Source organism: Streptomyces longisporoflavus, from assembly GCF_014649775.1.
GTDB classification, from domain to species: domain Bacteria; phylum Actinomycetota; class Actinomycetes; order Streptomycetales; family Streptomycetaceae; genus Streptomyces; species Streptomyces longisporoflavus.
On record NZ_BMTR01000005.1, the window covers coordinates 33,758 to 59,313 of the forward strand.

A 25,556-nucleotide genomic window follows, 5' to 3' on the forward strand; every position below is an offset into this window, starting at 1 on the left:
CGGGCCGTCCACGCGGTCGCCGAGGCGTCGTACGACTCATGGAATCGGTTCGCTACACACGGTGACAGGGACGTGGCGTCCTAGTTTCGTGACGCTATTCGCCGATGCCGGTCCCGATGCCGACCCCGGTCCCGTTCTCGATCCCGAGGAACTCCGCCAACGGCCGCAGGCCCGCCGGGTGCTTGGGGAGCGCCCATAGATCGCGCACGATGGCTACCGCCAATGTGTGGTGCTGCATCCACGTCGGCGCCACACGGCGAAGCGACTCAAGTGCCCTCACCGCTCCCGTCGCGTCCCCCAGATCCGTATGGGCCCGGGCCACGTCCAACAGCAGCCACGTCCGCCAGGACGGGGGGACGTCCTTGGCCAGTCGCATGCCCTTCGCCAGGGTCAAGGCGTCCTCGGGACGGCCGTACTGGACAGCCAGGCGGACGCGTTCGATGCGTACCGATGACGGGCTGAACACGCTGACCATGCGGCTGTCGCTGCCCTGAGGCAGGTGCGCCACACGGGCGGCCTCCTTCTCGGCGTGCGCCATCAACGCGGCAGCTCGCTCGTAGTCGTTGCTGCGCGCGGCCGATGTGGCGGCCGACATGGTCAGCGCGCCCCAGACCTTCAGACCGTCTGCCGTGGCCGTGTGCCCGCCGTCCTTGGTGTCGCCGGCGGCGTGCAGGGCGATGCTCAGGGCGTCGCCGAGTCGCCCTTGCCGCTGGTAGGTCCACGCAACGGAGTTGACGATCATGGGGCGTAGCAGGGGGTCGGACGATCGCCCCGCAGCGTCTATGGCGCGCTCCAGGCCGATGAGCGCGAGGTCCGTCTTCCCCATGCGTACGGCGACGTGCCCGGCAAGTTGGAGGGCCTTGGCCAGCGCTGCGAAACCGGCTCTCCGGTCGTCGTCGGCCGAGACCGTGGCCGCGTGCGCGTCCGAGATCATGTCGGGCAGCGCCTTCATCACCGTGTCGAACTCGGCCGCGTGGTACTGCGTCCAGCCGTCCGCGATCTGATCGCGCAGGCCGGGCAGGGAGAAATCGGGCCCCGGCGGCTCCGGTTCCGGCCCCCAGAGGGCAGGCATGACGGCGCGCCGGACCGCCACGAAGCGCGGCCCGTCGTTCTCTCCCGTCGAGGAGACGGCCGGCGGATCCCCGAGGAGTGTCGTCAGCTCCACGCCGAGACCGTTCGCCAGGGCATGAAGCGTGGGCAAGCGCGCCGAGTGTTTCCGCCGTTGCTCGAGCTGCCGGATCACGTCCACCGATACGCCGGACCGCTCGGCCAACTCCTCCTGCGTCAGGGAGGCCAGGCGGCGCAGGCGGCGGAGAGTTCGCCCCAGGTCGTCGTTTGCCACGCCGTCACGGTACGCCGCTGTCACGGTAGGCCGACCCCGGCCGTGCTGACCTGCGGCCTCCAGGAGCTACTTCGGGTCGCGATACTGGCGGCCCCAGCAGGCACGGACCAGGAGACGGCAAGTGACCGGCGACACCCGCATAGACCCGCCCCGCTTCGGCAGTGAACGTGAAACGCTGCGGGCCTTTCTCGACTACCACCGCGCCACGCTCGCCATGAAGTGCGAAGGGCTCACCGACGAGGAGTTGCGGCAGCAGTCCATGCCGCCGTCCACGCTCTCGCTGCTCGGTCTCGTGCGGCACATGGCGGAGGTGGAGCGTGCCTGGTTCCGGCGGGTGTTCGAGGACCATGACGTGCCCCTGGTCTGGTCCGACGAGATCGATTTCCAGGCGGCCTACGACGCGAGCGACTCGACCAGGAGCGAGGCGTTCACCGCCTGGGAGGCCGAGGTGGAGAACTCGCGCCGCGTCGAGCGTGCGGCCGAGTCGCTCGACCGGAGCGGGTACCAGCCGCGGTGGGGCGAGGACGTGTCGCTGCGGATGGTGATGGTGCACGTGCTCCTGGAGTACGGCCGTCATAACGGGCACGCGGACTTCCTGCGGGAGGGTGTGGACGGGGCGGTCGGGGCCTGAGGGCGTGGCGTAAGCATCGAGCGATCCGCGCGCGGCGGCGCTAGCAGCGGTTCCTGCCCGCCGTGACGCGGAAACGAAGGCGGCAGATCACCGCGTCCGTGTCCCTGCGGACGGCATGTGCGAGGACCGAGCCGCGCTGGTTCTGCAGGAGTCGCTGCCAGACGTGGGCCGGCTCCACCTCCGGAATCAGGACGGTGACGCGCGTGGCGGGGTGGTACGTGTAGATCTTCTGTACGTACGCCGACACCGGCCGCCCCACCGCGCGCGTCAGCGAGGACAGTTCCACCAGGTCGACCCCCGGGTTCCACAACTCCCAGTCGCGCCGCAGTGCCTCCGTGGCGCGCCGGTCCTCGTCGCCGGGTTGGGTGACCGTGACCGCGCGCACCTCGTCGCCCAGCGACACCGCGGCGTTCAGGGCCTCGCAGGTCAGGCGGGACAGGTTCGAGACGGGGACGATGACCAGGGAGTGGTCGCGGTGCGGGGCCTCCGGGACGCGACCGAGGTCCAGGTCCTCGCCGATCCTGCGGTAGGCGCGGTGCACGGCCTCGAAGCAGAGCACGATCGCGGGCAGCGCGAGGACGATCAGCCAGGCGCCCTCGGTGAACTTGGTGGCCGTCACGACCACCGCCGAGACGCCGGTCAGTACGGCGCCGAAGCCGTTGAGCAGCGCCTTCGCGGGCCTGCCCGCGGCACGCCAGTGCAGGACCATCCCGGTCTGGCAGAGCGTGAAGCCGACGAAGACACCGATGGCGAAGAGCGGCACGAGGGTGTTGGTGTCGCCGCCCGAGAAGACGAGCAGCCCGGCCGATACGACGGCGAGCGCGAGGACGCCGTGCCGGTGGACCTGACGGTCGGCCTTGAGGGCGAAGACGTGCGGGAGGTAGTTGTCGCGGGCGAGCAGGCTCATCAGGACCGGCAGACCGCCGAAGGACGTGTTGGCCGAGAGGGCGAGCAGGATCATCGTGGCGAACTGAACCACGTAGAAAGCCCAGTTGTGACCGAGTGAGGCGTCCGCGAGCTGCGCGAGGACCGTCACGCCCTCGACCGGCTGGAGCCCGAAGCGGGAGATCAGCACGGACAGGCCTATCAGCATCACGCCGAGCAGCGCGCCGAGCGCGACCTCCGCGTGCTGGGCGCGCCTGACGCGCGGGGCGCGGAAGGACGGCACGGCGTTGGCGATGGCCTCGACGCCGGTGAGTGCCGAGCAGCCCGACGCGAACGCTTTCAGGAGGAGCAGCGCGCCGACGGCCGTGGCGTTGTCCGCGAGGACCGAGGCGTGGCCCTCGGCAGCCGCCGTGCTGACCGGCCCTCCGCGGAACAGGCCGACCACGATCATGGTGAGGATCGCGCCCACGAACACGGCGGTCGGGGCGATGAAGACGCGCGCCGAGTCGACGATGCCGCGCAGGTTGACCGCCGTGACGACGACGAGGACGGCCAGGCATATCCACACCCGGTCGCCGTACAGCTCCGGGAAGGCGGAGGTGAGTGCCGCGACGCCCGCGGTGACGGCGACGGCGACGTTCAGGACGTAGTCGAGTACCAGCGACGCCGCGGCGACCAGGCCCGCCCGGCGGCCCAGACGGGCCTTGGCCGCGGCGTAACTGCCGCCGCCGTCGGGGAAGGCGGCGATGACCTGACGGTAGGAGGCGACGAGAACGGCGAGCAGCGAGGCGATGCCAAGGGTCACCGGCAGCGTGAAGCCGAGGCCGTACCCGCCCGCCGCCGCCAGGACCAGGACGATGGCCTCGGGCCCGTAAGCCACCGAGGCCATCGCGTCCAGCGAGAGCGCGGCGAGCCCCTGCACGGCGGTCAGCCGGTGCCGCTCCTCTGCGCTCGCCCTGGCGCCGGCGTCCGGCGGGCGGGCGGTGCCCACCGGACGGCGGTCCGGGGTCTCGGAAACGGCGGACACAGCGGACACGGCGGACACGGCAGACACGGCAGACACGGTGGAGTCAGTGGAGTCGGTGGTCATGGGCGGGCCTCTCCGGGCGGGTTCGTTCGGTCGAGCGATGCCCAGCGTGGGCGGGCTCCGGACGGCTCGCGCGCCCCCTTGCCGACTCCTTGGCGCGTACGAGGTGGATCTTCACGTCCCTTTGACGGGCGGGGGATGCGGGGCTCGCGGGGGTCGCCGCGGCGTCAGCGGTACGTCAAGGAAGGCCCGCGCGGAGTAACCGGGACGTCAACGCCGGTGACGCGTCGGGGATGCCGTCCTACGGTGCCGCACATGGAAGACGACAGGGGCGGGGACGTGCGGTACGCGGCGGGGGCCGTGGGCGACCGGCGCTGGGCGGCCGACGTACGGGCCGCCGTATTCTGCGCCCTCGCGCTCTTCGTGCTGATCGACCTCGTCGACTGGGCGAACGGCACGTGGGACACGCTGCGGTCCGGGCTGTGGGCGGGGATTTCGGGGCTGCTCTATCTGGCCCTGCATCCGGTGCGGGTGACGGCGGGGCCGGGATGGCTCGGAGTGCGGGGGGTACTGCGGCGGCGGCATGTGTGTACGGGTCTTTTGACCGCCGTGCGGTACAGCGAGGGAGTCGCCGCGCGGCTCGTGCTGTGCGACTCGCTCGGGAATCGGGTGGAGGTCGATCCCCGGGTGCTCGCGGAGAACCCGTTGTTGTTGCACCGGCTCGACTCGGGAGCGCGGGACGCGCGGACATGCGGGCTGCTGCGGACCGGCTCCGATGTGCTCGGGAGCCTGGTGGCCCGGCTTGACGGGGATGCGGCGAAGAGGGTTTTTGAGGTGTCCGGGCTGCGGTGAGGCCGCACGCCCGAGCCGGGCGGCTTCCCGTGAACTCGCTGAGCCGCCTGAACGTCAGCCCCGTCAGCCCTTCACGCCCTCACCTCCGCAACGCCCCGTACTCCACCCCCGTCAACCCCACCGAAGCCGACCAGAGTCGTTCGCTCGCCGTGTCGTTCAGGGTCCACCTCGCTCGCCATGACTTGCCCGGCGCCCCCTGCCAGCCCAGCACGCGCGGCCCGGTGAAGGAGTCCGGGCGGACGCCCCGTGCCGTGGCCGCGTACAGCGTCGGCAGTGCGCCCGTGGCCGCGGGCTGGGCCACGACGCGGTTGCCGAGCCGCATCACGCGCTCGACGATCTTGCGGCCCTCCATCTTGGGCGCGGCGGCCTGGAGGTTCGTCTCCGCGTAACCGGGGTGGGCCGCGGCGGCCACGATGCCGGAGCCGCGGGCCGCAAGACGCCGCGCCAGTTCGTGGACGAAGAGGAGGTTCGCCGACTTGGAGCGGGCGTAGGCGATCCAACGGCGGTAGCTGCGCGCGCTGTTGAGGTCGCCCATGTCGATGTTGGCCAGGACGTGGACCGCGCTGGAGACGGTCACGATCCGCGCCCCCGGCGTCCGGAGCAGTCGGGGCAGCAGCAGCCCGGTGAGCGCGAAGTGGCCCAGGTGGTTGACGCCGAACTGCGTCTCGAAGCCGTCCGCCGTCTGCCGGTAGGGCAGCGCCATCACGCCCGCGTTGTTGATGAGCAGATCGAGGCCCTCACCGTGGCCGTCCCGGTCGTACGACGCCGCGAACTCCCGCACCGAGCTCAGATCCCCGAGGTCGAGTCGTCTGAACTCCGCCACGGCGGAGGGGACATCGGACCGCAGCTCTTCGAGCGCCCGCGTCCCCCTCTCCACGCTGCGGCAGGCGAGCACCACGCGCGCGCCACGGCGGGCGAGTTCGCGTGCCGTGACATAGCCGATGCCGCTGTTGGCGCCGGTGACCACGGCCGTACGGCCGCTCTGGTCGGGTATGTCGCTCGCGTTCCAGCCCGTCATGGCAGCTCCCTCTGTTTGGGCGGCGCACGCTGTTCCTGCCCGAGAGTAGGCCCTGAGCAGGCCGCGGAGGAGGGAGCGTCAGGCCCCGGAGGAGGGAGCGGGCGTCAGGCCGCCGCGCCCCCGTCGATCACCAGGTCCGCCCCGACCACCGACGCCGCTTCGTCCGACGCGAGGTAGAGCACGGCGGCGGCCACCTCCTCGGTCGACGAGACACGGCCGAGCGGTGTCGCCGTCTTCATGCGCTCCGTGCGCTCGGCCTCGCTCTCGCCGCCCTGCAACGACATGCTCGTGTCCGACGCGCCGGGGCTCACGGCGTTGATCCGTATCCCGTCCCGGATGTACTCGGCCGCCGCGCCCTTGGTGAGCGCGGAGACCGCGGCCTTGGTGGCGCCGTACGCGGTGGTCCCGGGGACGCGCACGTGGGCGCCGAGGTTGGAGCCGACGTTGACGATCGCCCCGCCGCCGGGCTGCGTACGCATCTGCCGCACCTCGGCCTGGAGCGCGAGCAGTACGCCGGTGACGTTGATGTCGAGCATCGTGCGCCACTCCTCCTCGGGCAGCTCGGCGACCGGCTGACCCGCGCGCAGGACGCCCGCGTTGTTGACGGCCACGTCCAGGGAGCCGAACCGTTCCACGGTGGCGTCGACGAGCGCCGCGAGGTCGGCGGAGCGCGAGACGTCGGCGGTGACGGCGATCGCCGTGCCGCCCGCGTCCTCGACGAGGCCCACGGTCTCCTTGAGCGGGCCCTCGGTCCGCCCGGCGACCACGACGTTCGCGCCCTCGGCGGCGAAGGCGAGTGCCATGGCGCGGCCGAGGCCGGAGCCGCCGCCGGTGACGAGGGCCGTGCGGCCGGCGAAACGGGTGCGCGCCGCCGTGGTCGTTGAATTTGTTGCAGTCATGACAGGTCTCTTTTCTTGAACGATCGGTTCAGTATCAGGGCATAAAAAAGAGAGGCCGGGGTGGGCGGCCGTAAAAGGTGAGTGTCAGTCGAGCAGGCTCAGTGCCTGCTCCGTCGCGTCCCGCAGGCGTGCTCCGTCCCGCGACGCCTTGCCGATCACGCGCAACCCCTGCATCAGGGTCAGGAGCACGCGCGCGAGCGCCAGGGGGTCGCGGTCCTGCGGGAGCTCGCCCTGCGCCTGCGCGCGGACGAGCGCGGAGTGCAGCAGCGTCTCGATGTGCTCCCAGCTGCGTTCGACGCAGCGGGCCGCCGCGTCGTCGTGCGGGCCGAGCTCGGCCGCCGTATTGGTGATGAAGCAGCCGTTCAGGCGTGCTTCGGCGGAGGCGGCCTCGGCCCCGAAGCGGCGCACCACCGCGCGGACGGCGGGCAGCGCGGGGCCCGGCTGCGAGAGCTCGGCGAGCAGGCGCGGATTCTGGAGGGTCGCGTACCGGTCGAGGGCCTTCAGGTACAGCTCGTGCTTGTTGCCGAACGTCGCGTAGATGCTGGCGCGTCCGATGCCGAGCTCCGCCACGAGGTCCGCCATCGACGTCGCCTCGTAGCCGCGCCGCCAGAACAGCTCTAGGGCCGACTGGAGCGCGGCGTCCGGATCGAATTCCTTGGTCCTGGCCACGAGGAGAGCTTAAGTAATACTGGAACGGACGGTCAAGTAATAAGGAGTCCCCGTCAGGCCAGGCGGACCGTGTGCGTCTCCACCGTCACCGAGTCGTCGTCCAGGCACCGGCCCGTCTCCAGGTCGAACCGCTGCTTCAGGAGCGGCGACGCCACGAACGTACGGCCGCCCGCCGCGCCGAGCAGCCCGCGCGAGAGCACCGCCGCTCCCGTGAACGGATCGCGGTTGTCGATCGCGTAGGCGCGGCCCTCGCGGTCGATGAAGAGCGCGGCCTGGCGGCCGTCGGGGAGCAGGGCCGCGATGCCGCGGCCCGGCTGGAGCTGAGCGCGGTCGCAGACCTCGAACCAGTCGTCCTTCAGACGGAGTTGAACGCTCATCGGGATGCAGCACCTTCCAGGTCGCGGGGGCGGGAGCCGATGGTGAGGAGGGGCAGGTCCGGCTTGATCTGGTCCCGTTCCGGGACGAAGCTCACGGTCGGGTCCGGGACGTCCGGCGCGTTCACGAAGGACACGAACCGCGCCAGGCGCTCGGGGTCGTTGATGGTCTCGGACCACTCGTCGCGGTAGTGCGCGACATGGTCGGCCATCAGGGCCTCCAGCTCGTCGCAGAGACCGAGCGAGTCATGGACGACCACGTCACGCACGTGGTCCAGGCTGCCCTCGATCCGCTCAAGCCAGGTCGACGTGCGCTCCAGGCGGTCCGCCGTACGGATGTAGAACATCAGGAACCGGTCGATGAGGCGCACCAGTTCGGCGTCGGACAGGTCCTGTGCGAGCAGGTCCGCGTGGCGCGGAGTGGCGCCGCCGTTCCCGCCCACGTACAGGTTCCAGCCGCTCGACGTGGCGATCACGCCGAAGTCCTTGGACTGGGCCTCCGCGCACTCGCGGGCACAGCCGGAGACGGCCGACTTCAGCTTGTGCGGGGAGCGCAGGCCCCGGTAGCGAAGCTCCAGGTCGATCGCCATCCGGACCGAGTCCTGCACGCCGTAACGGCACCAGGTCTGCCCGACGCACGACTTCACCGTACGAAGGGACTTGCCGTACGCGTGACCCGACTCGAAGCCGGCGTCCACCAACCGCGTCCAGATCAGCGGCAGTTGCTCCACACGCGCGCCGAACATGTCGATGCGCTGCCCGCCGGTGATCTTCGTGTAGAGCCCGAAGTCCCGCGCCACCTCGCCGATCACGATCAGCTTGTCCGGAGTGATCTCGCCGCCGGGGATGCGCGGCACCACCGAATAGGAGCCGTTCTTCTGGAGGTTGGCGAGGAAGTGGTCGTTCGTGTCCTGGAGAGCGGCCTGCTCGCCTTCGAGGACATAGCCGTCGGCGCCGATCGTCGGTGCCAGCGAGGCGATGATCGAGCCGACCGTCGGCTTGCAGGTCTCGCAGCCCTCGGTGCCGCGCGCCGCCTCCCGGCCGTGCGTGTCCAGGAGCTGCCGGTAGGAGGTGATCCGCAGGGTGTGGACGATCTCGTACAGCTCCTGGCGCGTCTGGCCGAAGCAGCCGCACAGGCCCTTGTCGACCTCGACGCCAGACGCCTCCAGCTCGTCGTTGACCAGCTGGCCGAGCACCTTCACGCAACTGCCGCAGCCCGTACCGGCCTTGGTGCACTTCTTGACCTCGGGCACCGTCGTGCAGCTGTGCTCGGTGACGGCGCCGCGGATCGTGCCCTTGGTGACGTTGTGGCAGGAGCAGATGACCGCCGAGTCCGGCAGCGAGGACGGACCGATCGCCACCGGGGCGCCCGCGCCGGCGGGCAGCACCAGCTGCTCGGGCGAGACCGGCGGCACGCTGCCGGTCAGCGGGCGCAGTACGCCGTACGCCTCCGCGTCGCCGACCAGGACGCCGCCGAGGAGCTCGCCGCCCGCGCCGATGACCAGCTTCTTGTACGTGCCCGAGCGCGAGTCGGAGTAGACGACGTCCAGGCAGTCCGGGGTGGCGCCGTGCGCGTCGCCGAAGGAGGCGACGTCCACGCCGAGGAGCTTCAGCTTGGTGGAGAGGTCGGCGCCGGTGAAGCTCGACTCCTCCGCGGCGATCGAGCCCGCGACGGTCTCGGCCATCTCGTAGCCCGGCGCGACCAGGCCGTAGACCCGGCCGTCCGACGCCAGGGCGCACTCGCCGATCGCGTACACGGCCGGGTCGCTGGTGCGGCACTGCTCGTCGACGGTGATGCCGCCGCGCTCGCCCACCGTCAGGCCGCAGTCGCGGGCGAGCTGGTCGCGGGGCCGGACACCGGCGGAGAACACGACCAGATCGGTGGCGAGTTCCTGGCCGTCCGACAGCTTCATCCCGCTCACGGCGCCCTGTGTGCCGATGATCTCCTGGGTGCCGACGCCCGTGTGGACGGTCAGGCCCATGCCGGTGATGGTGCGCAGGAGCGCCGCGCCGCCGCCCTCGTCCACCTGCACGGGCATGAGGCGGGGCGCGAACTCCACGACGTGCGTGTCGAGTCCGAGTCCGCGCAGCGCCCCCGCGGCCTCCAGGCCGAGCAGACCGCCGCCGACCACGGCACCGGTCTTGGCGTACGTCTTCGCGTACTCCTCGATGGCGAGCAGGTCCTCGATGGTGCGGTAGACGAAGCAGCCGGTGATGTCCTTGCCCGGCACCGGCGGCACGAAGGGGAAGGAGCCGGTCGCGAGGACCAGGGTGTCGTAGGCGAAGGTCTGCCCGGAGCGCGCGGTGACGGTCTTCGCCTCGCGGTCGACGGACTCGGCCGGATCGCCGACGTACAGCTCGATCCCGTGCTGCTCGATGAACTCCGGGTCGGTGAGGGAGAGTTCGTCGGGCGTGCGGCCGGAGAAGTACGAGGTGAGCTGCACGCGGTCGTACGCGGGACGCGGCTCCTCGCACAGGACGACCACGCGGTGCGTGGCGGTGAGGCCGCGGGCGGCGATGGCCTCCAGGAAGCGCTGGCCGACCATGCCGTGCCCGACCAGCACGATGGTGTTGTCGTGCGCGCTGTGGCGGGGGGTGTCCGTGGGCATCTCAGAGGCCTCCGTCGTGTGTGAGCAGGTGGAGCAGGGGGCTGCCGTCGTCGGGCAGCGGGTCGTCGGCCTCCCAGGCGCGGGCGAGAGCGCCGACGGCGGTGAGCTCGCCGAGCAGTACGCCGCCGACGAGCCGGTCACCGCGCACGATGACTTTGCGGTACGTGCCACGGGTGGCGTCCGCGAGCTGGACGACGTCGTCGTCGGGCCGGTGCTCGGGGTCGCCGAAGGCAGCCAGGTCCAGTGGTGCGGAGCCGGGACGGCCGGTGTGCAGGGTGAGGCGGGTGAGGGCGCGGGTGCCGGAGTAGGGGCGCGCGTCCCCGGGGGAGAGCAGACAGTCCGCGAGGGCGTCGGCCTGTTCGAGCGCCGGCGCGGCGAGGCAGCGGGCCTCGCCGGAGTGCTCGGCGCAGTCGCCGATGGCGCGGATGTGCGGGTCGGAGGTGCGCAGCTCGTCGTCGACGACGATGCCGCGGCGTACGTCGAGGCCCGCGGCCTGCGCGAGCCCCGTACGGGGGCGGACGCCGCAGGCGAGGACGGTGAGGTCGGTGCCGAGCACGTAGCCGTCGGCGAGCTCCACCGACTTCACGGCCCCGTCGGACTGCCGCACACCGCGCACCCGGCACTCGGTGTGCACCTCCACGCCGAGCTCGGTGAGATGCCGGTGCACCAGCGCGCTGGCGGCCGGGTCGAGCTGGCGCTCCATGAGCCGGTCGCCCTGCTGGGTGAGGACGACCTGGGCGCCCCTGGCGGCGAGCGCGCGGGCGGCCGATACGCCGAGGAGGCCGCCGCCGATGACGACGACGCGGGTGCCGGGTACGACTGCCTCGGACAGGGCGAGGCAGTCGTCCATCGTCCTGAAGGCGTGCACGCCGCCGGGCAGTTCGGTGGCGCCGGGTTCGAAGAGGCCGCGCAGGGGCGGCAGGACCGGGTTCGAGCCGGTGGCCAGGACGAGGGTGCCGTACGGTACGACGCTGCCGTCCGCGCAGTGCACGATCCGGTCCGCGCGGTCCACGCGGACGGCGCGGGTGCGAAGGTGCTCGCCGGGCGTCGGGGGCAGTGTGATGACCTCGGGGCCGTAGCGTCCGGCGAGGACGTCCGCGAGGAGGACGCGGTTGTACGGTGCGTGCGGCTCGTCGCCGATGAGTACGGGGCCGGGGCCGCTGTCGCCGTCGCCTGCCCCGAGCCGCTGGGCGAGGCGGACGCCGGCGAGGCCGCTGCCGATCACCACCACGCGGTCGTGCGAGCTCTTGGGGCCCGGGGTCGAAGAGGTCATGTACGGCAGCGTGCGGGGGCGGTGTTACCCGGCCGCATCCTGACTGTTTCCCTCGGGGAACGCTGCCCTCAGCGGGCGCCGGGGCGGGATGTGAGGGTCCGCCCCGTCCGGCCCTGCCCCGGCTGGTCCTGCCCCGGCCGGACAAGCCTCTCCCACCCACCCGCCCGATCACCCCGCATCCATCCTGGACGAACGAGCCTTCCCGCCCACCCGCCCGATTGCCCCGCGTCGACACCTGCTCCCGGGGGGGGCGTCGGGGCGTGGGGCTTAACGCCCCTTGAGCCGATCCTCAAGTCCGCCTTAAGGATCAGCGGTAACCCCCTGACCAGCCACTTTCACCGGCGCCCCGCGCCTAGTCTGCGGCGGTGACCAGCGATGCAGCCGACTCCCGACTTGCCGCGTATCCCGCGCTGTCCGCGTATCTGCGGCAGACGGAGGGGATGGAAGTTCCGCCGATGCCTGTGATGCCTCCGCGGACGATGCCGGTGATGCCTCCGCGGATTCCCCGCAGGGGCCGAGCCGCCGCCACCCCCGTCCCGCCGGTCCGCGTCACCCCGGCCGCCCTGCGCAACGCGATCGCCGCCGGAGCCGTCGCCGTCACCGCCCTGTGGGCCGCGCAGATGGAACCCTCGGCGCGGCTCGACGTGCTCTTCGCGACCGGCGCCCACCTCACCGGGCTGCTCGCGGGGTACGGCGTGCTCGTCATGCTCTTCCTGATGGCCCGCGTCCCTGCGGTCGAGCACGGCGTCGGCGCCGACCGGCTCGCGCGGCTGCACGCCCTCGGCGGTCGTCACGTACTCACCCTGTGTCTGGCGCACGTCCTGCTCGCCCTGTGCGCGTACGCCGCCCACGCCGGCACCGACCTCCTCTCGGCCACCCTCGACCTGCTCGGCTATCCGGGGCTCGCCCTCGCCGCCGTCGGGACCGCGCTGCTCATGGCCGTCGGCGTCACGTCGGCGCGTGCGATGCGGCGCCGCGTCTCGCACGAGGCGTGGCGGGCCGTGCATCTGCTCACCTACCTCGGCGCTGCGCTCGGCTTCGTGCACCAGCTCGCCGGTCCCGATGTGGCCGGCGGCATCCTGACCGTGTGGATGTGGTCGATGCTGCACGCCACGGTGGCGGTGCTGCTCGTCTGGTACCGGGTCGTCGTGCCCGTGCGGCAGGCGCTGCGGCACAGCCTGCGCGTCATCGACGTACGCGACGAGGGGCCCGGCGTCGTGTCCGTCCTCATGCAGGGCATCGGGCTCGACGAGCTGCGGGCCGAACCCGGGCAGTTCTTCCGCTGGCGCTTCCTGCACCGCAGGCTCTGGCGCACCGCGCTGCCGTTCTCGCTCTCCGCGCCCGTGCGCGACGACACTCTCCGGATCACCGTGAAGGCCCTCGGGGATCACACCCGGCGGATGCGGCGCCTGAAGCCGGGGACCAGGGTGCTGGCCACGGGGCCCTTCGGGGCGCTCACCGCTCACCGGCGTACGCGGCGGAAGGTGCTGCTGCTCGCGGGCGGCGTGGGGATCACCCCGATGCGGGCCCTGTTCGAGACGCTGCCCGGCGGCCCCGGGGACATCACCCTGCTCTACCGGGCGGGCAGCGCGGAGCAGCTCGTGCTGCGCGAGGAGTTGGAGAGGATCGCCCGGACGAGGGGAGCGGGGCTGCACTTCCTGCTCGGACGGTCCGACGCAGCCTTCGACCCCATCGCCCCGCAGGCCCTGGGCAACCTGGTCCCGGATCTCACCGAGCACGACGTCTATCTCTGCGGGCCGCCCGGCATGACCGCGTTCGCCACCGCCGCCCTCGAACGGGCCGGGGTGCCGCGGAACCGCATCCACGCCGAGTGCTTCACCTTCTGAGAGGGACCGAGCTGACATGGGACGTCACCGCAGACCGGCGGGCCCGGCGCCCGGCCCCACCCTGGAGGCCCGGCGCAAGCTGACGGCGGGCCTCGCCGGAGCGAGCGCGCTGATCGCCACGGTCCTCGCGCTGACGATCGACCCGGCGGCGCCCCCGGCCCCCGACCGCACCCCGGCGGAAGCTCCGGCGGCGCCTCGGGCGGCGCCCTAGGCCGTAAGGGGGAGGCGCCGGGTGGCGCCTTGGGCCGGAAGGGCAGGTCCCGGCGAGGCGGGTGATCACGGCCGCCACCCCTCCACAGGGCCCTGATCACGCTCGCCATAAGGTCCTGACCATGCCCGACATATCTCTGACCACCGTCGTCGTCCTCTGCGTCGCCGCCCTCGCGGCCGGGTGGATCGACGCCGTGGTCGGCGGAGGCGGTCTTCTGCTGCTGCCCGCGCTGCTCCTCGGCCTGCCGGGTTCGACCCCGGCCGCGCATGCCCTCGGTACGAACAAGGCCGTCGCCATCGTCGGGACGACCGGCGCCGCGGTGACGTACGTCAGGAAGACGCGCGTCGATGTGCGCACCGCCGTACGGATCGGGCTCGCCGCGCTCGCCGGGTCCATGGGCGGCGCCTTCTTCGCCGCCGGTATGAGCACCGAGGTGCTCAAGCCCGTGATCATGGTGGTGCTGCTCGCCGTCGGGGCCTTCGTCATCTTCAGGCCCGCCTTCGGCACCGCGCCCCCGGCCCGGCCCGCCTCGCCCCAGCGCATCCTCGCCGCCATCGGCCTCGCGGGCCTCGGCATCGGGTTCTACGACGGACTCATCGGGCCAGGCACCGGCACCTTCCTCGTGCTCGCGCTGACCGCCGTGCTCCACCTCGACCTGGTCTCCGCGTCCGCCACCGCCAAGATCGTCAACTGCTGCACCAACGCGGGCGCCCTCGCGATGTTCGCCTGGCAGGGCGCGGTCCTGTGGCAACTCGCCGCCCTGATGGCCGTCTTCAACCTCGCGGGCGGCATGTTCGGCGCCCACACCGCGCTGAAGAGGGGCAGCGGCTTCGTCCGTGTCGTGCTGCTCACCACGGTGTTCGCTCTGGTGGCCAAGATGGCGTACGAACAGTGGCTCGCCTAGGCCGGCGCGGCATTGCGCTGCATTGCGCGGCCCGGCGCGGTCCGGTGCCGCGTCCGCCCGCCGCCCCCGGGCGTCAGCGCACGCTCGTCAGGTGCGCGAAGACCACCACATTGCCCTGGTAGCCCGTCTTCTTCGAATAGCTGCCGCCGCACGTGATCACGCGCAGCTCCGGACGGTCCGCCGCCCCATACACCTTCTCGTCCGGGAACTTCTCCGCTTCGTAGACCTCGTTCGCGTCGACCGTGAACACCGCGACGCTGCCGTCCCTGCGTTCGAGCTCGATGGTGCTGCCCCTGGTCAGGCGGCCCAGGTCGTAGAAGACGGAGGGTCCGTCGTCGTTGTCGACGTGCCCCGCCACGATCGCCGTGCCCGTCTCGCCGGGCGTCGTCCCCGACTCGTACCAGCCCGCCAGGTTCGTCTTCTTCGGAGGCGGTACGTCGAGGCTGCCCTGCCGCGTGAGCCCGAGACCCATGAGGGGCGCGTCGACCCGGATCGACGGGATCCGGATCCGGTCGGGCGGGGACGGGGGAAGCGCCGCGGCGGCCGGGAGCCGGTCGGTGCGGGGGTGGGCCGACGCGGCCTGCGCCGCGGACGGCTGGGGCGGCGTACGGGACTCCGTGCCGTTGTGCAGCAGCCAGGCCCCCGCGCACAGGGCCAGGACGGTGACCGCGCCTATCGCGGAGTTGAGGCGCTTTCGGCCGGCGCCGAAGGGTCTGCCGGCGGAGCTCTCGCTTCCCGGGGCTCCCAGGGGTCTCACTCGACTCGTCCCCCTCAGGGTTCGGGAAGGCCGTTCCCCGCGTCCCTCTCCGGGTCCGCGAGGGACATGCGGACCCGGAGAGGGCGGGGGGTTGCGGTACCGGTGGACAGCGGAGGGTGTCCGTCAGATCCTGTCGCCTCTCGCCCGGCGGTGCAGGAGCCAGGTACCGCCCGCGGCGGCGACGGCGAGCGCCGCCACACCCGCCGCGGTCTGCACGGGATCGGGGCCAAGAGCGCCGCCGACCCCCGTCTTCACGTATCCCTTCGGGGCCACCGGCTGCTCCTCGCGGGCGGCGGCCGTGGAGGTGATCGTCACGATCAGATCGCCCGCAAGTTCCTTGCCGTCGGCGCCGGCGCCGGAGCACTTCGCGACGATCTCGTAGGTGCCCGGCTGAGCCGACGGCGGCACCTCGAACTCGCCGGCCGCCTTCTCCTTCTGTGCGCCGGGCGTCAGCGTGAACGTGCCGGCGCCGACCGCGCTGGCATCGCCCGAAGCGGCGCCCTCGCTGCCGCACGCGGTGGTGCTCACGGTGACCGAGGAGCCCGGCATGACGGTGCCGGGCCGGACTTCGAGGCCACCCCCGGCGGCGTCTGCGGCGGCGGCCACGGCGGTTGACGGGGCGAGGAGGCTCGCCGATGCGACGGCGAGCGCGGCAGTGGTCAGCAGTCGGGCTTTACGCATCGTGCTTGATCCTCCGAGAAGCCATCAGAGGGCACGGCCCGCGGCACCTCCGAGTGCCGCTGCGTCGGTCGAACCCCGCTCTACCGAGGTAAGTGGCACTCGGCGGCGCACGCCTCCTGAAGGCTCGTCAGAAATGCGGCGATGGAGCGGCTTCTGACGTTTCGACGGCAACATTCCAGCAGGTCATCAGGCGTGTCGCCGTGAACTGCCCGAAGAGGGCCCGGGGCGCCTGTGAATGGGTGACCCGGGGCGGCGCGGCGGCGGTGGCCCGGGGTCGCCGCGACGGGCTCCGCCATGACTGTGCCAGGAACCTGACCCTGCCTCAGGAGGTGTCCCGCGGGGTATCGGCACGGACCTCCGCCGGCGTCCCCGTCAGCTTCTCGGCGGCCGCGAAATCCGTGGCGTCGAACTTTCCGCGGGAGCCCCTTGACCTCAACCTAGGTTGAGCAACGAGGCTCCTCTCATGACCACGAACACGACCGCCACTGATTCCTCGTCCACCTCGACGTCCCCCGCGCCGGCCGCGCCCCTCCGCGTCGCCGTCATCATCGGAAGCAACCGCGAGGGCCGTTTCGGGCCGATCGTCGCCGATTGGCTGCTGGCCCGGATCCGCGAGCACGCGGACTTCGAGGCGGACGTCATCGACCTGGCCGATTCGCACCTGCCCACCGCGCTCTCGTACAACCCGTCCCCCGAGACCCTCGCCGAGCTCGGCAAGGTCACCCCGAAGCTGGCCGCCGCCGACGCCTTCGTCGTCCTGACCCCCGAGTACAACCACTCCTACCCCGCGTCCCTCAAGAGCCTCATCGACTGGCACAACGCCGAATGGCAGGCCAAGCCCCTCGCCTTCGTCTCCTACGGAGGGCTCTCCGGCGGCCTGCGCGCGGTCGAGCACCTGCGTCCGGTCTTCGCCGAGCTGCACACCATGACGATTCGCGACACCGTCTCCTTCCACAACGCGGGCGCCCTCTTCGCCGACGACGGCACCCACAAGGACCCGGAGGCCGCGAACGCCGCCGCCAAGTCGATGCTCGACCAGCTCCACTGGTGGGCGTGGGCACTGCGCAGCGCCAAGGAGGCCCGCCCGTACGGCAGGTGAGCCACCGGGGGTCAGGCCTCCGGCAGGCGCACCGCCGCCACCGCGCCGCCCTCCTCCGCGTTGCGCAGTTCCCTCCGCGCCTGACTGCCCGGCCGTTCAACCCGGCCGACCGCCCGGGCCGGCTCCCGGCGCGGCACTCGACCCGGCGAGAATCGGTGCATGACGTCGACGAACGAAGCCGGATCTCGGTCCGGGCCCGGACAAGCAGCGGTGCTCACCGTGCTCACCACGACCGACGCGGCCCAGAAGGCGCAGGACCTCGCGTCCGGCGCGGTGGCGGCGCGCGTCGCCGCCTGCGCGCAGATCGCGGGGCCCGTCGTCTCCGTATACCGGTGGGAGGGAGCCGTGGAGACCGCGCAGGAATGGCAGGTGCTGTTCAAGACGACCGCCGCGCGGTACGACGCGCTTGAGTCCTGGCTGGCCGAGGCCCACGACTACGACACCCCCGAGATCATCGCGACGCCGGTCGTGCGGGGGAGTGCGGCGTACCTGGAGTGGGTGGCGCGGGAGACGGCCGAGTGACCTCGGCCGACGCCCGGCTGCCGTTCTTCGTGTACGGAACGCTGCGGCCGGGGGAGCCGAACCACGACGCCTGTCTCCGCGGCCGGGTGGCGGCGGAGGTGCCCGCCCGGCTCGCGGGGGCGCTCCTCTACGAGGGGCCCGGCTACCCGTACGTGGTGAAGGACCCCGGAGGCGGCCCGGTGCGCGGCGAGTTGATCACCGCCATGCCGTCCGCGTACGAGCGGCTCCTCGCCGATCTCGACGTGCTGGAGGTCTACACGCCGGGCGACCCCCGCAACCTGTACGAGCGCGTGCGGCGCGAGGTGACCCTCCTGGACGGTGCGACCGCGCGTGCCTGGGTGTACGTGGCGGCCCCGCGGGTGGCGGCGCGGCTGCGGGCTTCGGGGACGGTGATCGGGGGAGGGGACTGGGCGTCGTTCCGGGCCCGTCGGTGAGGGGATCTTCGCAGTTCAGGCGGGCTGCGCACTCGATCCGGTGGACTCCGTGACCCGTGCGAGTGACGCACCGGAAAGATGTGATCACACAGGGTGATGAGTGTGACAGTCTCCGGTCACGCGCCAGTCGGGCCGGTGCGTGAGCACCGCCCTCAAGCAGGAGTTGCCCCATGAGCCTTCGCCGTTCGCTGCCGGCCCTCGTCGGCGCCGTAGCCCTCACCCTCGGCCTCCCCGTGGCGGCCGCCGCGTCCGCTCACGCCCCGGCCGCCGTCATGAACCCCTGCGGTTTCTACGAGACCGGCAGCGACGCGTTCTACAACCACTGCACGGGCGACGGCTCGAACGTCGTCATCAAGGTGAGGGTCGCGTGGGGGCCCGACTACGAGCGCTGCGTGGGCCCTGGCAAGAGCTGGCTGGGCTCGGCGGACAAGATCCAGGGCGCGCACTACCTCGGCCGCACCTGCTGACACCCGGCCGTACCCGCTGATGTCCGTACGCGGATGACCGCGGGCCGGGGCGGCCACCGCCCCGGCCCGTTGCTATGCCCGCTCCAATCGCACCGCGCACACCTTGAACTCCGGCATCCGTGACACCGGGTCGAGTGCCGGGTTGGTGAGGGAGTTGGCGCGGCCCTCGCCCGGCCAGTGGAACGGCATGAAGACGGTGTCGGCGCGGATGGCGCTCGTGATCCGCGCCGGGGCGACGGCCCGCCCCCGCCTCGACACGACGGTCACCGGCTCGCCGTCGCCGACCTGGAGCCGCGCCGCCAGCCGCGGATGCAGCTCGACGAACGGGCCGGGAGCGGCGGAGTTGAGCTCGTCGACGCGGCGCGTCTGGGCCCCCGACTGGTACTGCGAGAGAACCCGCCCGGTGGTCAGGAGCACGGGGAACTCCGCGTCCGGCTCCTCGGCGGCGTCCCGATGCACCACCGGCACGAAACGCGCCCGCCCGTCGTCGGTGGCGAACCGCGTGAGAAAGAGCCGGGGAGTACCGGCATGCACGGCCCGATCCGCTCCCGCCCCGTCCTCCCCGGGGCCCGCGTCCCCGGACTCCTGCGCGGGGCACGGCCAGAAGACCCCCTCCCCGTCTCCCTCCCGCAGGCGCGCGTACGAGATGCCGGAGTAGTCCGCCGGTCCGCCCGCGCTCGCCCGGCGCAGTTCGTCGAAGACCTCCTCCGGGTCCGTGGGGAAGCCCTTCTCGTGGCCGAGGCGGGCGGCGAGGCCGTGCAGTACGTCCAGGTCGCTGCGTACACCGGCGGGCGCACTCACCGCGCGGCGGCGCAGCAGGACCCGGCCCTCCAGGTTCGTCACCGTCCCCGTCTCCTCGGCCCACTGCGTCACCGGCAGGACGACATCCGCCAGTCGCGCCGTCTCGGAGAGCACGACATCGGCCACCGCGAGGAAGTCGAGCGAGCGGAGGCGCTCCTCCACGTGTGCGGCCCGCGGCGCCGAGACGACCGGGTTCGAGCCCATCAGGAGCAGGGCCTTGATGTCCCCGCCGAGCGCGTCGAGCAGCTCGTACGCGGAGCGGCCGGGGCCCGGCAGCGAATCCGGGTCGACGCCCCACACCTCCGCCACATGCGCCCGCGCCGCGGGGTCCGTCAGCTTGCGGTAGCCGGGCAGCTGGTCGGCCTTCTGGCCGTGTTCCCGCCCGCCCTGGCCGTTGCCCTGCCCGGTCAGACAGCCGTACCCGGCAAGGGGGCGGCCCGCGTTGCCCGTGGCGAGGCAGAGGTTGATCCACGCGCCCACCGTGTCCGTCCCCTTGGACTGCTGCTCGGGCCCGCGCGCGGTGAGCACCATCGCGGCCTCGGCGTCGCAGAACATCCGCACCGCGTCCCGCAGTTCGGGCACGGACACGCCGCTGATCCGCTCCACGTGCTCCGGCCAGTGCGCCATCGCCGCCGCCCGCGCCTCCTCCCAGCCGCTGGTCCGCTCCTCGATGAACGCCTCGTCCGTCCGTCCCTCGGCCACCACCAGGTGCAGCAGGCCGAGCGCGAGGGCGAGGTCCGTGCCGGGGCGGGGCGCCAGATGGAGGTCGGCCTGTTCGGCGGTGCGGGTCCTGCGCGGGTCGACGACGATCAGCTTCCCGCCGTTCGCCTTCAGCTCCGTCAGATACCGCAGCGCGGGCGGCATCGTCTCGGCGAGGTTCGAGCCGACGAGGATCACGCAGCCGGTGCGCGGGATGTCGGCGAGCGGGAACGGCAGGCCCCGGTCGAGCCCGAAAGCCCGCTGGCCCGCCGCTGCCGCCGAGGACATGCAGAACCGGCCGTTGTAGTCGATCTGCGACGTGCCAAGCGCCACCCGCGCGAACTTCCCGAGGGCGTACGCCTTCTCGTTGGTCAGCCCGCCGCCGCCGAACACCCCGCACGCGTCCGCTCCGTGCTCCGTACGCGTGCGGGAGAGCCCCTCGGCGACGCGGGCGATCGCCTCCTCCCAGGTGGCAGCCTCGAGCCGGCCCGTGGCGTGGGATCGGACGAGTGGCTCGGTCAGGCGCACCCGGGAGGAGAGCACAGCGGGTGCCGTGCGGCCCTTGCCGCACAGCGCGCCCTGGTTCACGGGGAACTCCGGACGCTCCACGACCTCCACCTCGCCGGGGCCGCCGGCCAGGCTCATCCCGCATTGCAGCGCGCAGTACGGACAGTGGGTCGGTGTCGCCTCGGTGTGCATGCCGACCAGCGTCCGTGGCGCGTGTTACACCCCCCGCCCCGCCGCGTTACACCGCCGGTACGCCCGCCTCAGCCGGCGCCACGCCCCACTGTGAGGCCCCCTTTACCCCGGGCTGACCTGCGCCGACACCCCGCGGCGGCGCTCCTCAGCGCCGCGCCGCGAGTGCCTTGCGCACACCCGGCTCCTCGGGGCCAAGGAAGCGCGGATCGGGCCGCAGCGTCGCGTCGAGCGCCGCCTTGCCCGCGGCGATGACCTCCCTCGCGCCGCCGTAGTACCAGGTCGCGTCGTGTTTGGCGTCGACCCCGACGCCGTACGACGTGACGCCCGCCGCGCGGCAGAGCGCGACGGCCCTGCGTATGTGGAAACCCTGGCTGATCAGCACCGCCCGGTCGACGCCGAACACCTTCTTGGCGCGCACGCAGCTGTCCCAGGTGTCGAAGCCGGCGTAATCACTGACGATCCGCCGCCCCGGCACACCGCGCTCGGTCAGATACGCGCGCATGGCGTCCGGTTCGTCGTACTCCTCGCGGCTGTTGTCACCGGTGACGAGCATGACCTCTATCCGTCCCGCCTCGTACAGCTCGGCGGCCGCGTCGAGGCGGTGCGCGAGATAGGGCGAGGGCTCGCCGTTCCACAGCCCGGCGCCGAAGACGACCGCGACCCGGGTGCGCGGCACGTCGGCCGTCGTGTGCAGGCGCCCCTCCGCCGTCACGAACAGCCAGGTCGCGGGCAGCAGCGCGAGGACGCAGACGGCCATGAAGGCCTGCACGGCCCGCCGCTGTCCCTGACGCGTTCGCGGCAGCCGCAGCCGAGATCGCAGCCGCAGTCGCGATCGCAACCGCAGACGGCCCGGCCGGGCCGCCCATCCGCGTGCCCGGACCCGCGCCCCGGACGGCTCTCGCGCCCCCGACCGCCGCATCCGTCCCGGCAGCTCCATCGCGTTCCCCCATGCCCCGATGCCGGATCCCCCCGATCCGATCACTGTGCACAACGGTAAGCGACCGCACTGACAATGCCGCGGCGCCGCCGGTGAGCCAGGCCGAAAGGACCCGTCACCGGCGCGCAACGCGACCGAAACGCGGCACGGCCATCCTCGGTCCATGACGCCGTCGAACCTTCTTCGCGACGAGTCCGGCAGCACCCCTCTCGAAAGTACGGCGCAGATCATGGACCGGATCACCAGTCAGCTCGGCAGCCAGCTCAACCTCGTCTCCCTCGACGGCAGACGCCGCACGGAACCACCCGCGGCGTCCCCCCTCGCACCACGCACCGCACCACGCACCGCACCGGCGCCGGAACTCGTCGTGGTCGCCCACGGCAGCCGCGACCCCCGCGCCCTCGCCACCGTCACGGCGCTCCTCGACCGGGTCCGTGCGCTGCGGCCGGGGCTCACCGTGCGCCTCGGCCACATCGAGCTGAACGAGCCGCTGCTCACCGACACCCTCGCCGCGTCGCCCGGCGGCGCCGCCGTCCTCGTACCGCTGCTGCTCAGCCGCGGCTACCACGTCAAGCACGACATACCCGGGGCCGCCGCGAGCGCCCGGCATCTCGACACCCGGGTCGCCGCCCCGCTCGGCCCGCACCCCCTGCTCGTCGACGCGCTGCACGACCGGCTCGTGGAAGCGGGCTGGCCCGCCGGGCCCGGCCGCCGCACCGACGCGGTGATCCTGGCCGCCGCCGGTTCCCGCGACCCGGACTCCGCCGCGGACACCCGGCGCACGGCGGACCTCCTCGCCCGGCGGCTCGGCGTACCGGTCGTGCCCGCGTACGCGACGCCGACCGAGGCCTCCGCGCTCAGCGTGCCCGCGGCGGTACACGCCCTCGCCGCTCGCGGACGCCACCGCACCGCCGTGGCCTCGTACTTCACGGCACCCGGCCGCTTCGCCACGCAGTGCGCCGAGGCCGCCCCCTGGATCGCGTCGGCCCCCCTCGGCGTCCACCTCGCCATGGCCCGCCTCCTCCTGCACCGCTACGACCAGGCCCGCGCCACCGCATCCTCGACGCCCCGGGCCGCCGCGCACGTTCCGTCCCGTCAGCTGACCACCGCCTGACGGCCACGCGGGGCCCCTGAAGCCCTCTTTGTCACTGCTTGCGTTTACTGTCGGTGCATGGAAGGCACTGCATCGAACGCGTACGGCGCTGGGGCGGCCTATGACGAGGCCGCCGTCGAGCGATGGGCCGCCGAGCCGGACAAACGGCCGGGGCGCACCGCCTTCCAGCGGGATCGCGCGCGCGTGCTGCACTCCGCCGCGCTGCGCCGCCTCGCCGGGAAGACCCAGGTGGTCACCCCCGGCACACGCAGCAACGAGGCGTGGGACGCCAGCGCACGGACCCGTCTGACGCACTCCCTGGAGTGCGCCCAGGTCGGCCGCGAGCTCGGCGCCGCCCTCGGCTGCGACCCCGACCTGGTGGAGACCGCGTGCCTCTCCCACGACATGGGGCACCCGCCCTTCGGGCACAACGGCGAGCAGGCGCTGAACGAAGTCGCCGAGAGCTGCGGCGGTTTCGAGGGCAACGCCCAGTCGCTGCGCCTGCTCACCCGCATCGAGCCGAAGCGCTTCGTCGCGCACGAGGGGACGGGCGAACTCGTCAGCGTGGGGCTCAATCTGACCCGTGCCGCCCTGGACGCCGCCACCAAGTACCCCTGGCCGCGCGGCGCCCACCCCACCGACCCCGAGTCGCCCAAGTTCGGGGTCTATGAGGACGACCGGCCGGTCTTCGACTGGGTCCGCAAAGAGGCGCCGGGCCGCCGCACCTGCTTCGAGGCCCAGGTCATGGACTGGTCGGACGACGTCGCGTACTCGGTGCACGACATGGAGGACGGCCTGCACGCCGGACACATCGATCCGAACGTGCTGCACGCCGAGCCCGAGCGCCGCGACATCTTCGCGGTCGCCATCGGACGGTACGTACCGGCGGACACCGACCCCGAGGAGCTGTCCGAGGCACTCGACCGCCTCCTGGGCCAGGAGTGGTGGCCGCACGGGTACGACGGCTCGGCGATCGCCCAGGGCCGCCTGAAGGACGCGACCAGCCAGCTCATCGGCCACTTCTGTCTCGCGGCGGAGAGCGCCACCCGCGCGCGGTACGGCAAGGGCCCCCTGACCCGGTACGCCGCCGAGCTCGTCGTCCCGCGCGAGGCCCGCCACGAGTGCGCGGTCCTCAAGGCCGTCGCCGACCGCTACGTGATGCAGCGCCCCGCCCAGGAGCGGCTGCGCGCGGACCAGCGGATCGTCGTCGCCGAACTGGCCGATGCGCTCACGGCGCGCGCCCCCGAGGGACTCGACCCGCAGTTCCGCGCGCTGTACGACACGGCACCCGACGACCGCGCGGCGCTGCGTGTGGTCGTCGACCAGATCGCGTCCCTCACGGACGCCGCCGCGCGCTCGCTGCACGCGCGGCTCACGGCAAGACACCCCTGACATATGCGAAATGAGCCGTTCGACCACGGGGCGTGACGAAAACTGGCCGGATCGGTTCGCAACCCCTTCCCCCATCACGCTCCGTGCGGGACGCTCCCCCCTGACGGCAAGGCTTCGAGGAGGCATCAAGTGGTCGACGCGGATCAGACGTTCGTCATTGTCGGAGGAGGTCTCGCGGGCGCGAAAGCGGCCGAGACGCTCCGGTCCGAGGGCTTCACCGGCCGGGTGATCCTCATCGGCGACGAACGCGACCACCCGTACGAGCGCCCGCCCTTGTCGAAGGGATACCTCCTGGGCAAGGAGGAGCGCGACACCGTCTTCGTCCACGAACCCGCCTGGTACGCACAGGCGGACGTGGAGCTGCACCTCGGCCAGACCGTCGTCTCCGTCGACCGCGCCGCCAAGGCCGTCCACCTCGGCGACCGCGCCGTCATCCACTACGACAAGCTCCTCCTCGCCACCGGCGCCGAGCCGCGCCGCCTCGACGTCCCCGGCACCGGCCTGGTGGGCGTGCACCACCTGCGCCGCCTCGCGCACGCCGACCGGCTGCGCCAGGTGCTCACCGGCCTGGGCCGTGACAACGGCCACCTGGTGATCGCCGGGGCGGGCTGGATCGGCCTGGAGGTCGCCGCCGCCGCGCGGACGTACGGCGCCGAGGTCACCGTCGTCGAGCCCGAGACCACCCCGCTGCACGCCGTACTCGGCCCCGAGCTCGGCCAGATGTTCACCGACCTGCACGCCGAGCACGGCGTGCGCTTCCACTTCGGCGCCACGCTCACCGAGATCACCGGCCAGGACGGCATGGTCCTGGCCGCCCGCACGGACGACGGCGAGGAGCACCCGGCGCACGACGTGCTCGCCGCGATCGGCGCCGCCCCGCGCACCGGGCTCGCGGAGTCCGCGGGGCTCGAGATCGCCGACCGCGCGCACGGCGGCGGCGTCGTGGTCGACGGCTCCCTGCGGACCTCGGACCCGGACATCTACGCCGCGGGCGACGTGGCCGCCGTCCACCACCCGCTCTACGGCACGCGCCTGCGCGTGGAGCACTGGGCGAACGCCCTGAACGGCGGCCCGGCCGCGGCCCGCGCCATGCTCGGCCAGGACGTGGCGTACGACCGGGTGCCGTACTTCTTCTCGGACCAGTACGACGTGGGCCTGGAGTACTCGGGATGGGCGCCGCCCGGGTCATACGACCAGGTCGTCGTCCGGGGCGATGCCGGCAAGCGGGAGTTCGTCGCCTTCTGGCTGAGCGAGGGGCGCGTCCTCGCCGGGATGAACGTGAATGTGTGGGACGTCACGGACACCATCCAGAAGCTGATCCGCACGGGGGCACGACCGCCCGCCGAGTCCCTCTCCGACCCGTCCGTCCCCCTGGAGTCCCTGCTCGGGTGACGCCAGGGGGACGGGGCAGGGCGGGAGTGTCAGAGCAGGGCC

The 25,556-nt window shown here is 72.6% G+C and carries 24 protein-coding genes; 12 read left to right on the forward strand and 12 right to left on the reverse strand.

The window, feature by feature from the left end; genetic code table 11:
- Window positions 1-94: 94 nt before the first annotated feature.
- Entirely contained in the window at window positions 95-1,342 is a 1,248-nt protein-coding gene (locus tag IE226_RS11620; protein WP_190081049.1) for a helix-turn-helix domain-containing protein, read from the reverse strand.
- Between the two features lie 121 nt (window positions 1,343-1,463).
- Here IE226_RS11620 and IE226_RS11625 point away from each other — a divergent pair, with 121 nt between their 5' ends.
- The gene (locus tag IE226_RS11625) at window positions 1,464-1,973 is read left to right on the forward strand and encodes a DinB family protein (protein ID WP_190081050.1); all 510 of its coding nucleotides are present in this window, start codon (window positions 1,464-1,466) and stop codon (window positions 1,971-1,973) included.
- A 40-nt stretch (window positions 1,974-2,013) separates the two neighbouring features.
- Here the strand turns inward: IE226_RS11625 and IE226_RS11630 are convergent, their stop codons facing one another.
- Complete coding sequence (locus IE226_RS11630) at window positions 2,014-3,885, reverse strand: APC family permease (RefSeq protein WP_373306948.1); 1,872 nt, start codon at window positions 3,883-3,885, stop codon at window positions 2,014-2,016.
- A gap of 315 nt (window positions 3,886-4,200) precedes the next feature.
- Between IE226_RS11630 and IE226_RS11635 the strand changes: the two genes are divergently transcribed.
- Window positions 4,201-4,737 (forward strand): hypothetical protein, encoded by a 537-nt coding sequence (locus tag IE226_RS11635; RefSeq protein WP_190081051.1) that lies wholly within the window; start codon window positions 4,201-4,203, stop codon window positions 4,735-4,737.
- A 79-nt stretch (window positions 4,738-4,816) separates the two neighbouring features.
- Here the strand turns inward: IE226_RS11635 and IE226_RS11640 are convergent, their stop codons facing one another.
- The 6 genes from IE226_RS11640 to IE226_RS11665 form a co-directional block, all read right to left on the reverse strand.
- Window positions 4,817-5,755, reverse strand: coding sequence for an oxidoreductase (locus IE226_RS11640; RefSeq protein ID WP_190081052.1), 939 nt, complete (start codon window positions 5,753-5,755; stop codon window positions 4,817-4,819).
- A gap of 104 nt (window positions 5,756-5,859) precedes the next feature.
- Window positions 5,860-6,654 (reverse strand): SDR family NAD(P)-dependent oxidoreductase, encoded by a 795-nt coding sequence (locus IE226_RS11645; protein ID WP_190081053.1) that lies wholly within the window; start codon window positions 6,652-6,654, stop codon window positions 5,860-5,862.
- Between the two features lie 84 nt (window positions 6,655-6,738).
- Window positions 6,739-7,323 (reverse strand): TetR/AcrR family transcriptional regulator, encoded by a 585-nt coding sequence (locus tag IE226_RS11650; RefSeq protein WP_190081054.1) that lies wholly within the window; start codon window positions 7,321-7,323, stop codon window positions 6,739-6,741.
- 53 nt (window positions 7,324-7,376) lie between these two features.
- Entirely contained in the window at window positions 7,377-7,700 is a 324-nt protein-coding gene (gene nirD, locus IE226_RS11655) for a nitrite reductase small subunit NirD (RefSeq protein ID WP_190081055.1), read from the reverse strand.
- A complete protein-coding gene (gene nirB, locus IE226_RS11660) occupies window positions 7,697-10,306 on the reverse strand; it encodes a nitrite reductase large subunit NirB (RefSeq protein WP_190081056.1) in 2,610 nt (869 codons plus the stop codon). Before nirB ends, nirD begins: the two co-directional genes overlap by 4 nt.
- Before the next feature lies 1 nt (window position 10,307).
- Window positions 10,308-11,579: an NAD(P)/FAD-dependent oxidoreductase gene (locus tag IE226_RS11665; RefSeq protein ID WP_190081057.1), complete on the reverse strand. Its 1,272-nt coding sequence runs from the start codon at window positions 11,577-11,579 to the stop codon at window positions 10,308-10,310.
- A gap of 365 nt (window positions 11,580-11,944) precedes the next feature.
- On the opposite strand from IE226_RS11665, the gene IE226_RS11670 reads away from it, so the two are divergent.
- From IE226_RS11670 to IE226_RS11680, 3 genes are all read left to right on the forward strand, one after another.
- Window positions 11,945-13,426: a ferredoxin reductase family protein gene (locus IE226_RS11670; protein WP_229870787.1), complete on the forward strand. Its 1,482-nt coding sequence runs from the start codon at window positions 11,945-11,947 to the stop codon at window positions 13,424-13,426.
- 16 nt (window positions 13,427-13,442) lie between these two features.
- A complete protein-coding gene (locus IE226_RS11675) occupies window positions 13,443-13,637 on the forward strand; it encodes a hypothetical protein (RefSeq protein ID WP_190081058.1) in 195 nt (64 codons plus the stop codon).
- A gap of 121 nt (window positions 13,638-13,758) precedes the next feature.
- A complete protein-coding gene (locus IE226_RS11680; RefSeq protein WP_190081059.1) occupies window positions 13,759-14,541 on the forward strand; it encodes a sulfite exporter TauE/SafE family protein in 783 nt (260 codons plus the stop codon).
- Window positions 14,542-14,614: 73 nt separating this feature from the next.
- On the opposite strand, the gene IE226_RS11685 is transcribed toward IE226_RS11680, so the two are convergent.
- Both IE226_RS11685 and IE226_RS11690 read right to left on the reverse strand, forming a co-directional pair.
- Window positions 14,615-15,217, reverse strand: a complete 603-nt coding sequence (locus IE226_RS11685) for a class F sortase (protein ID WP_229870861.1) — start codon at window positions 15,215-15,217, stop codon at window positions 14,615-14,617.
- A 204-nt stretch (window positions 15,218-15,421) separates the two neighbouring features.
- Window positions 15,422-15,979, reverse strand: coding sequence for a GVDTG sorting domain-containing protein (locus IE226_RS11690; RefSeq protein ID WP_190081060.1), 558 nt, complete (start codon window positions 15,977-15,979; stop codon window positions 15,422-15,424).
- Between the two features lie 463 nt (window positions 15,980-16,442).
- On the opposite strand from IE226_RS11690, the gene IE226_RS11695 reads away from it, so the two are divergent.
- The 4 genes from IE226_RS11695 (at window position 16,443) to IE226_RS11710 (ending at window position 18,501) form a co-directional block, all read left to right on the forward strand.
- The gene (locus IE226_RS11695; RefSeq protein ID WP_190081061.1) at window positions 16,443-17,078 is read left to right on the forward strand and encodes an NADPH-dependent FMN reductase; all 636 of its coding nucleotides are present in this window, start codon (window positions 16,443-16,445) and stop codon (window positions 17,076-17,078) included.
- Between the two features lie 159 nt (window positions 17,079-17,237).
- Window positions 17,238-17,600, forward strand: coding sequence for a divalent-cation tolerance protein CutA (gene cutA / locus IE226_RS11700; RefSeq protein WP_190081062.1), 363 nt, complete (start codon window positions 17,238-17,240; stop codon window positions 17,598-17,600).
- Window positions 17,597-18,034: a gamma-glutamylcyclotransferase family protein gene (locus IE226_RS11705; RefSeq protein WP_190081063.1), complete on the forward strand. Its 438-nt coding sequence runs from the start codon at window positions 17,597-17,599 to the stop codon at window positions 18,032-18,034. The genes cutA and IE226_RS11705 overlap by 4 nt, the downstream gene beginning before the upstream one ends.
- A 170-nt stretch (window positions 18,035-18,204) precedes the next feature.
- A complete protein-coding gene (locus tag IE226_RS11710; RefSeq protein ID WP_190081064.1) occupies window positions 18,205-18,501 on the forward strand; it encodes a DUF6355 family natural product biosynthesis protein in 297 nt (98 codons plus the stop codon).
- Between the two features lie 72 nt (window positions 18,502-18,573).
- Here IE226_RS11710 and IE226_RS11715 read toward each other — a convergent pair whose 3' ends face one another.
- Window positions 18,574-20,700 carry a molybdopterin oxidoreductase family protein gene (locus IE226_RS11715; RefSeq protein WP_190081065.1) on the reverse strand — a complete coding sequence of 709 codons (2,127 nt, stop codon included), beginning with the start codon at window positions 20,698-20,700 and terminating at the stop codon, window positions 18,574-18,576.
- Between the two features lie 145 nt (window positions 20,701-20,845).
- Window positions 20,846-21,457: a SanA/YdcF family protein gene (locus IE226_RS11720; RefSeq protein ID WP_229870864.1), complete on the reverse strand. Its 612-nt coding sequence runs from the start codon at window positions 21,455-21,457 to the stop codon at window positions 20,846-20,848.
- Window positions 21,458-21,800: 343 nt separating this feature from the next.
- Here IE226_RS11720 and IE226_RS11725 point away from each other — a divergent pair, with 343 nt between their 5' ends.
- From IE226_RS11725 to IE226_RS11735, 3 genes are all read left to right on the forward strand, one after another.
- Window positions 21,801-22,751: a sirohydrochlorin chelatase gene (locus IE226_RS11725; protein WP_190081066.1), complete on the forward strand. Its 951-nt coding sequence runs from the start codon at window positions 21,801-21,803 to the stop codon at window positions 22,749-22,751.
- Window positions 22,752-22,808: 57 nt separating this feature from the next.
- Window positions 22,809-24,122 carry a deoxyguanosinetriphosphate triphosphohydrolase gene (locus tag IE226_RS11730; protein WP_190081067.1) on the forward strand — a complete coding sequence of 438 codons (1,314 nt, stop codon included), beginning with the start codon at window positions 22,809-22,811 and terminating at the stop codon, window positions 24,120-24,122.
- 129 nt (window positions 24,123-24,251) lie between these two features.
- Window positions 24,252-25,514 carry an NAD(P)/FAD-dependent oxidoreductase gene (locus IE226_RS11735; RefSeq protein WP_190081068.1) on the forward strand — a complete coding sequence of 421 codons (1,263 nt, stop codon included), beginning with the start codon at window positions 24,252-24,254 and terminating at the stop codon, window positions 25,512-25,514.
- Window positions 25,515-25,556: the final 42 nt, after the last annotated feature.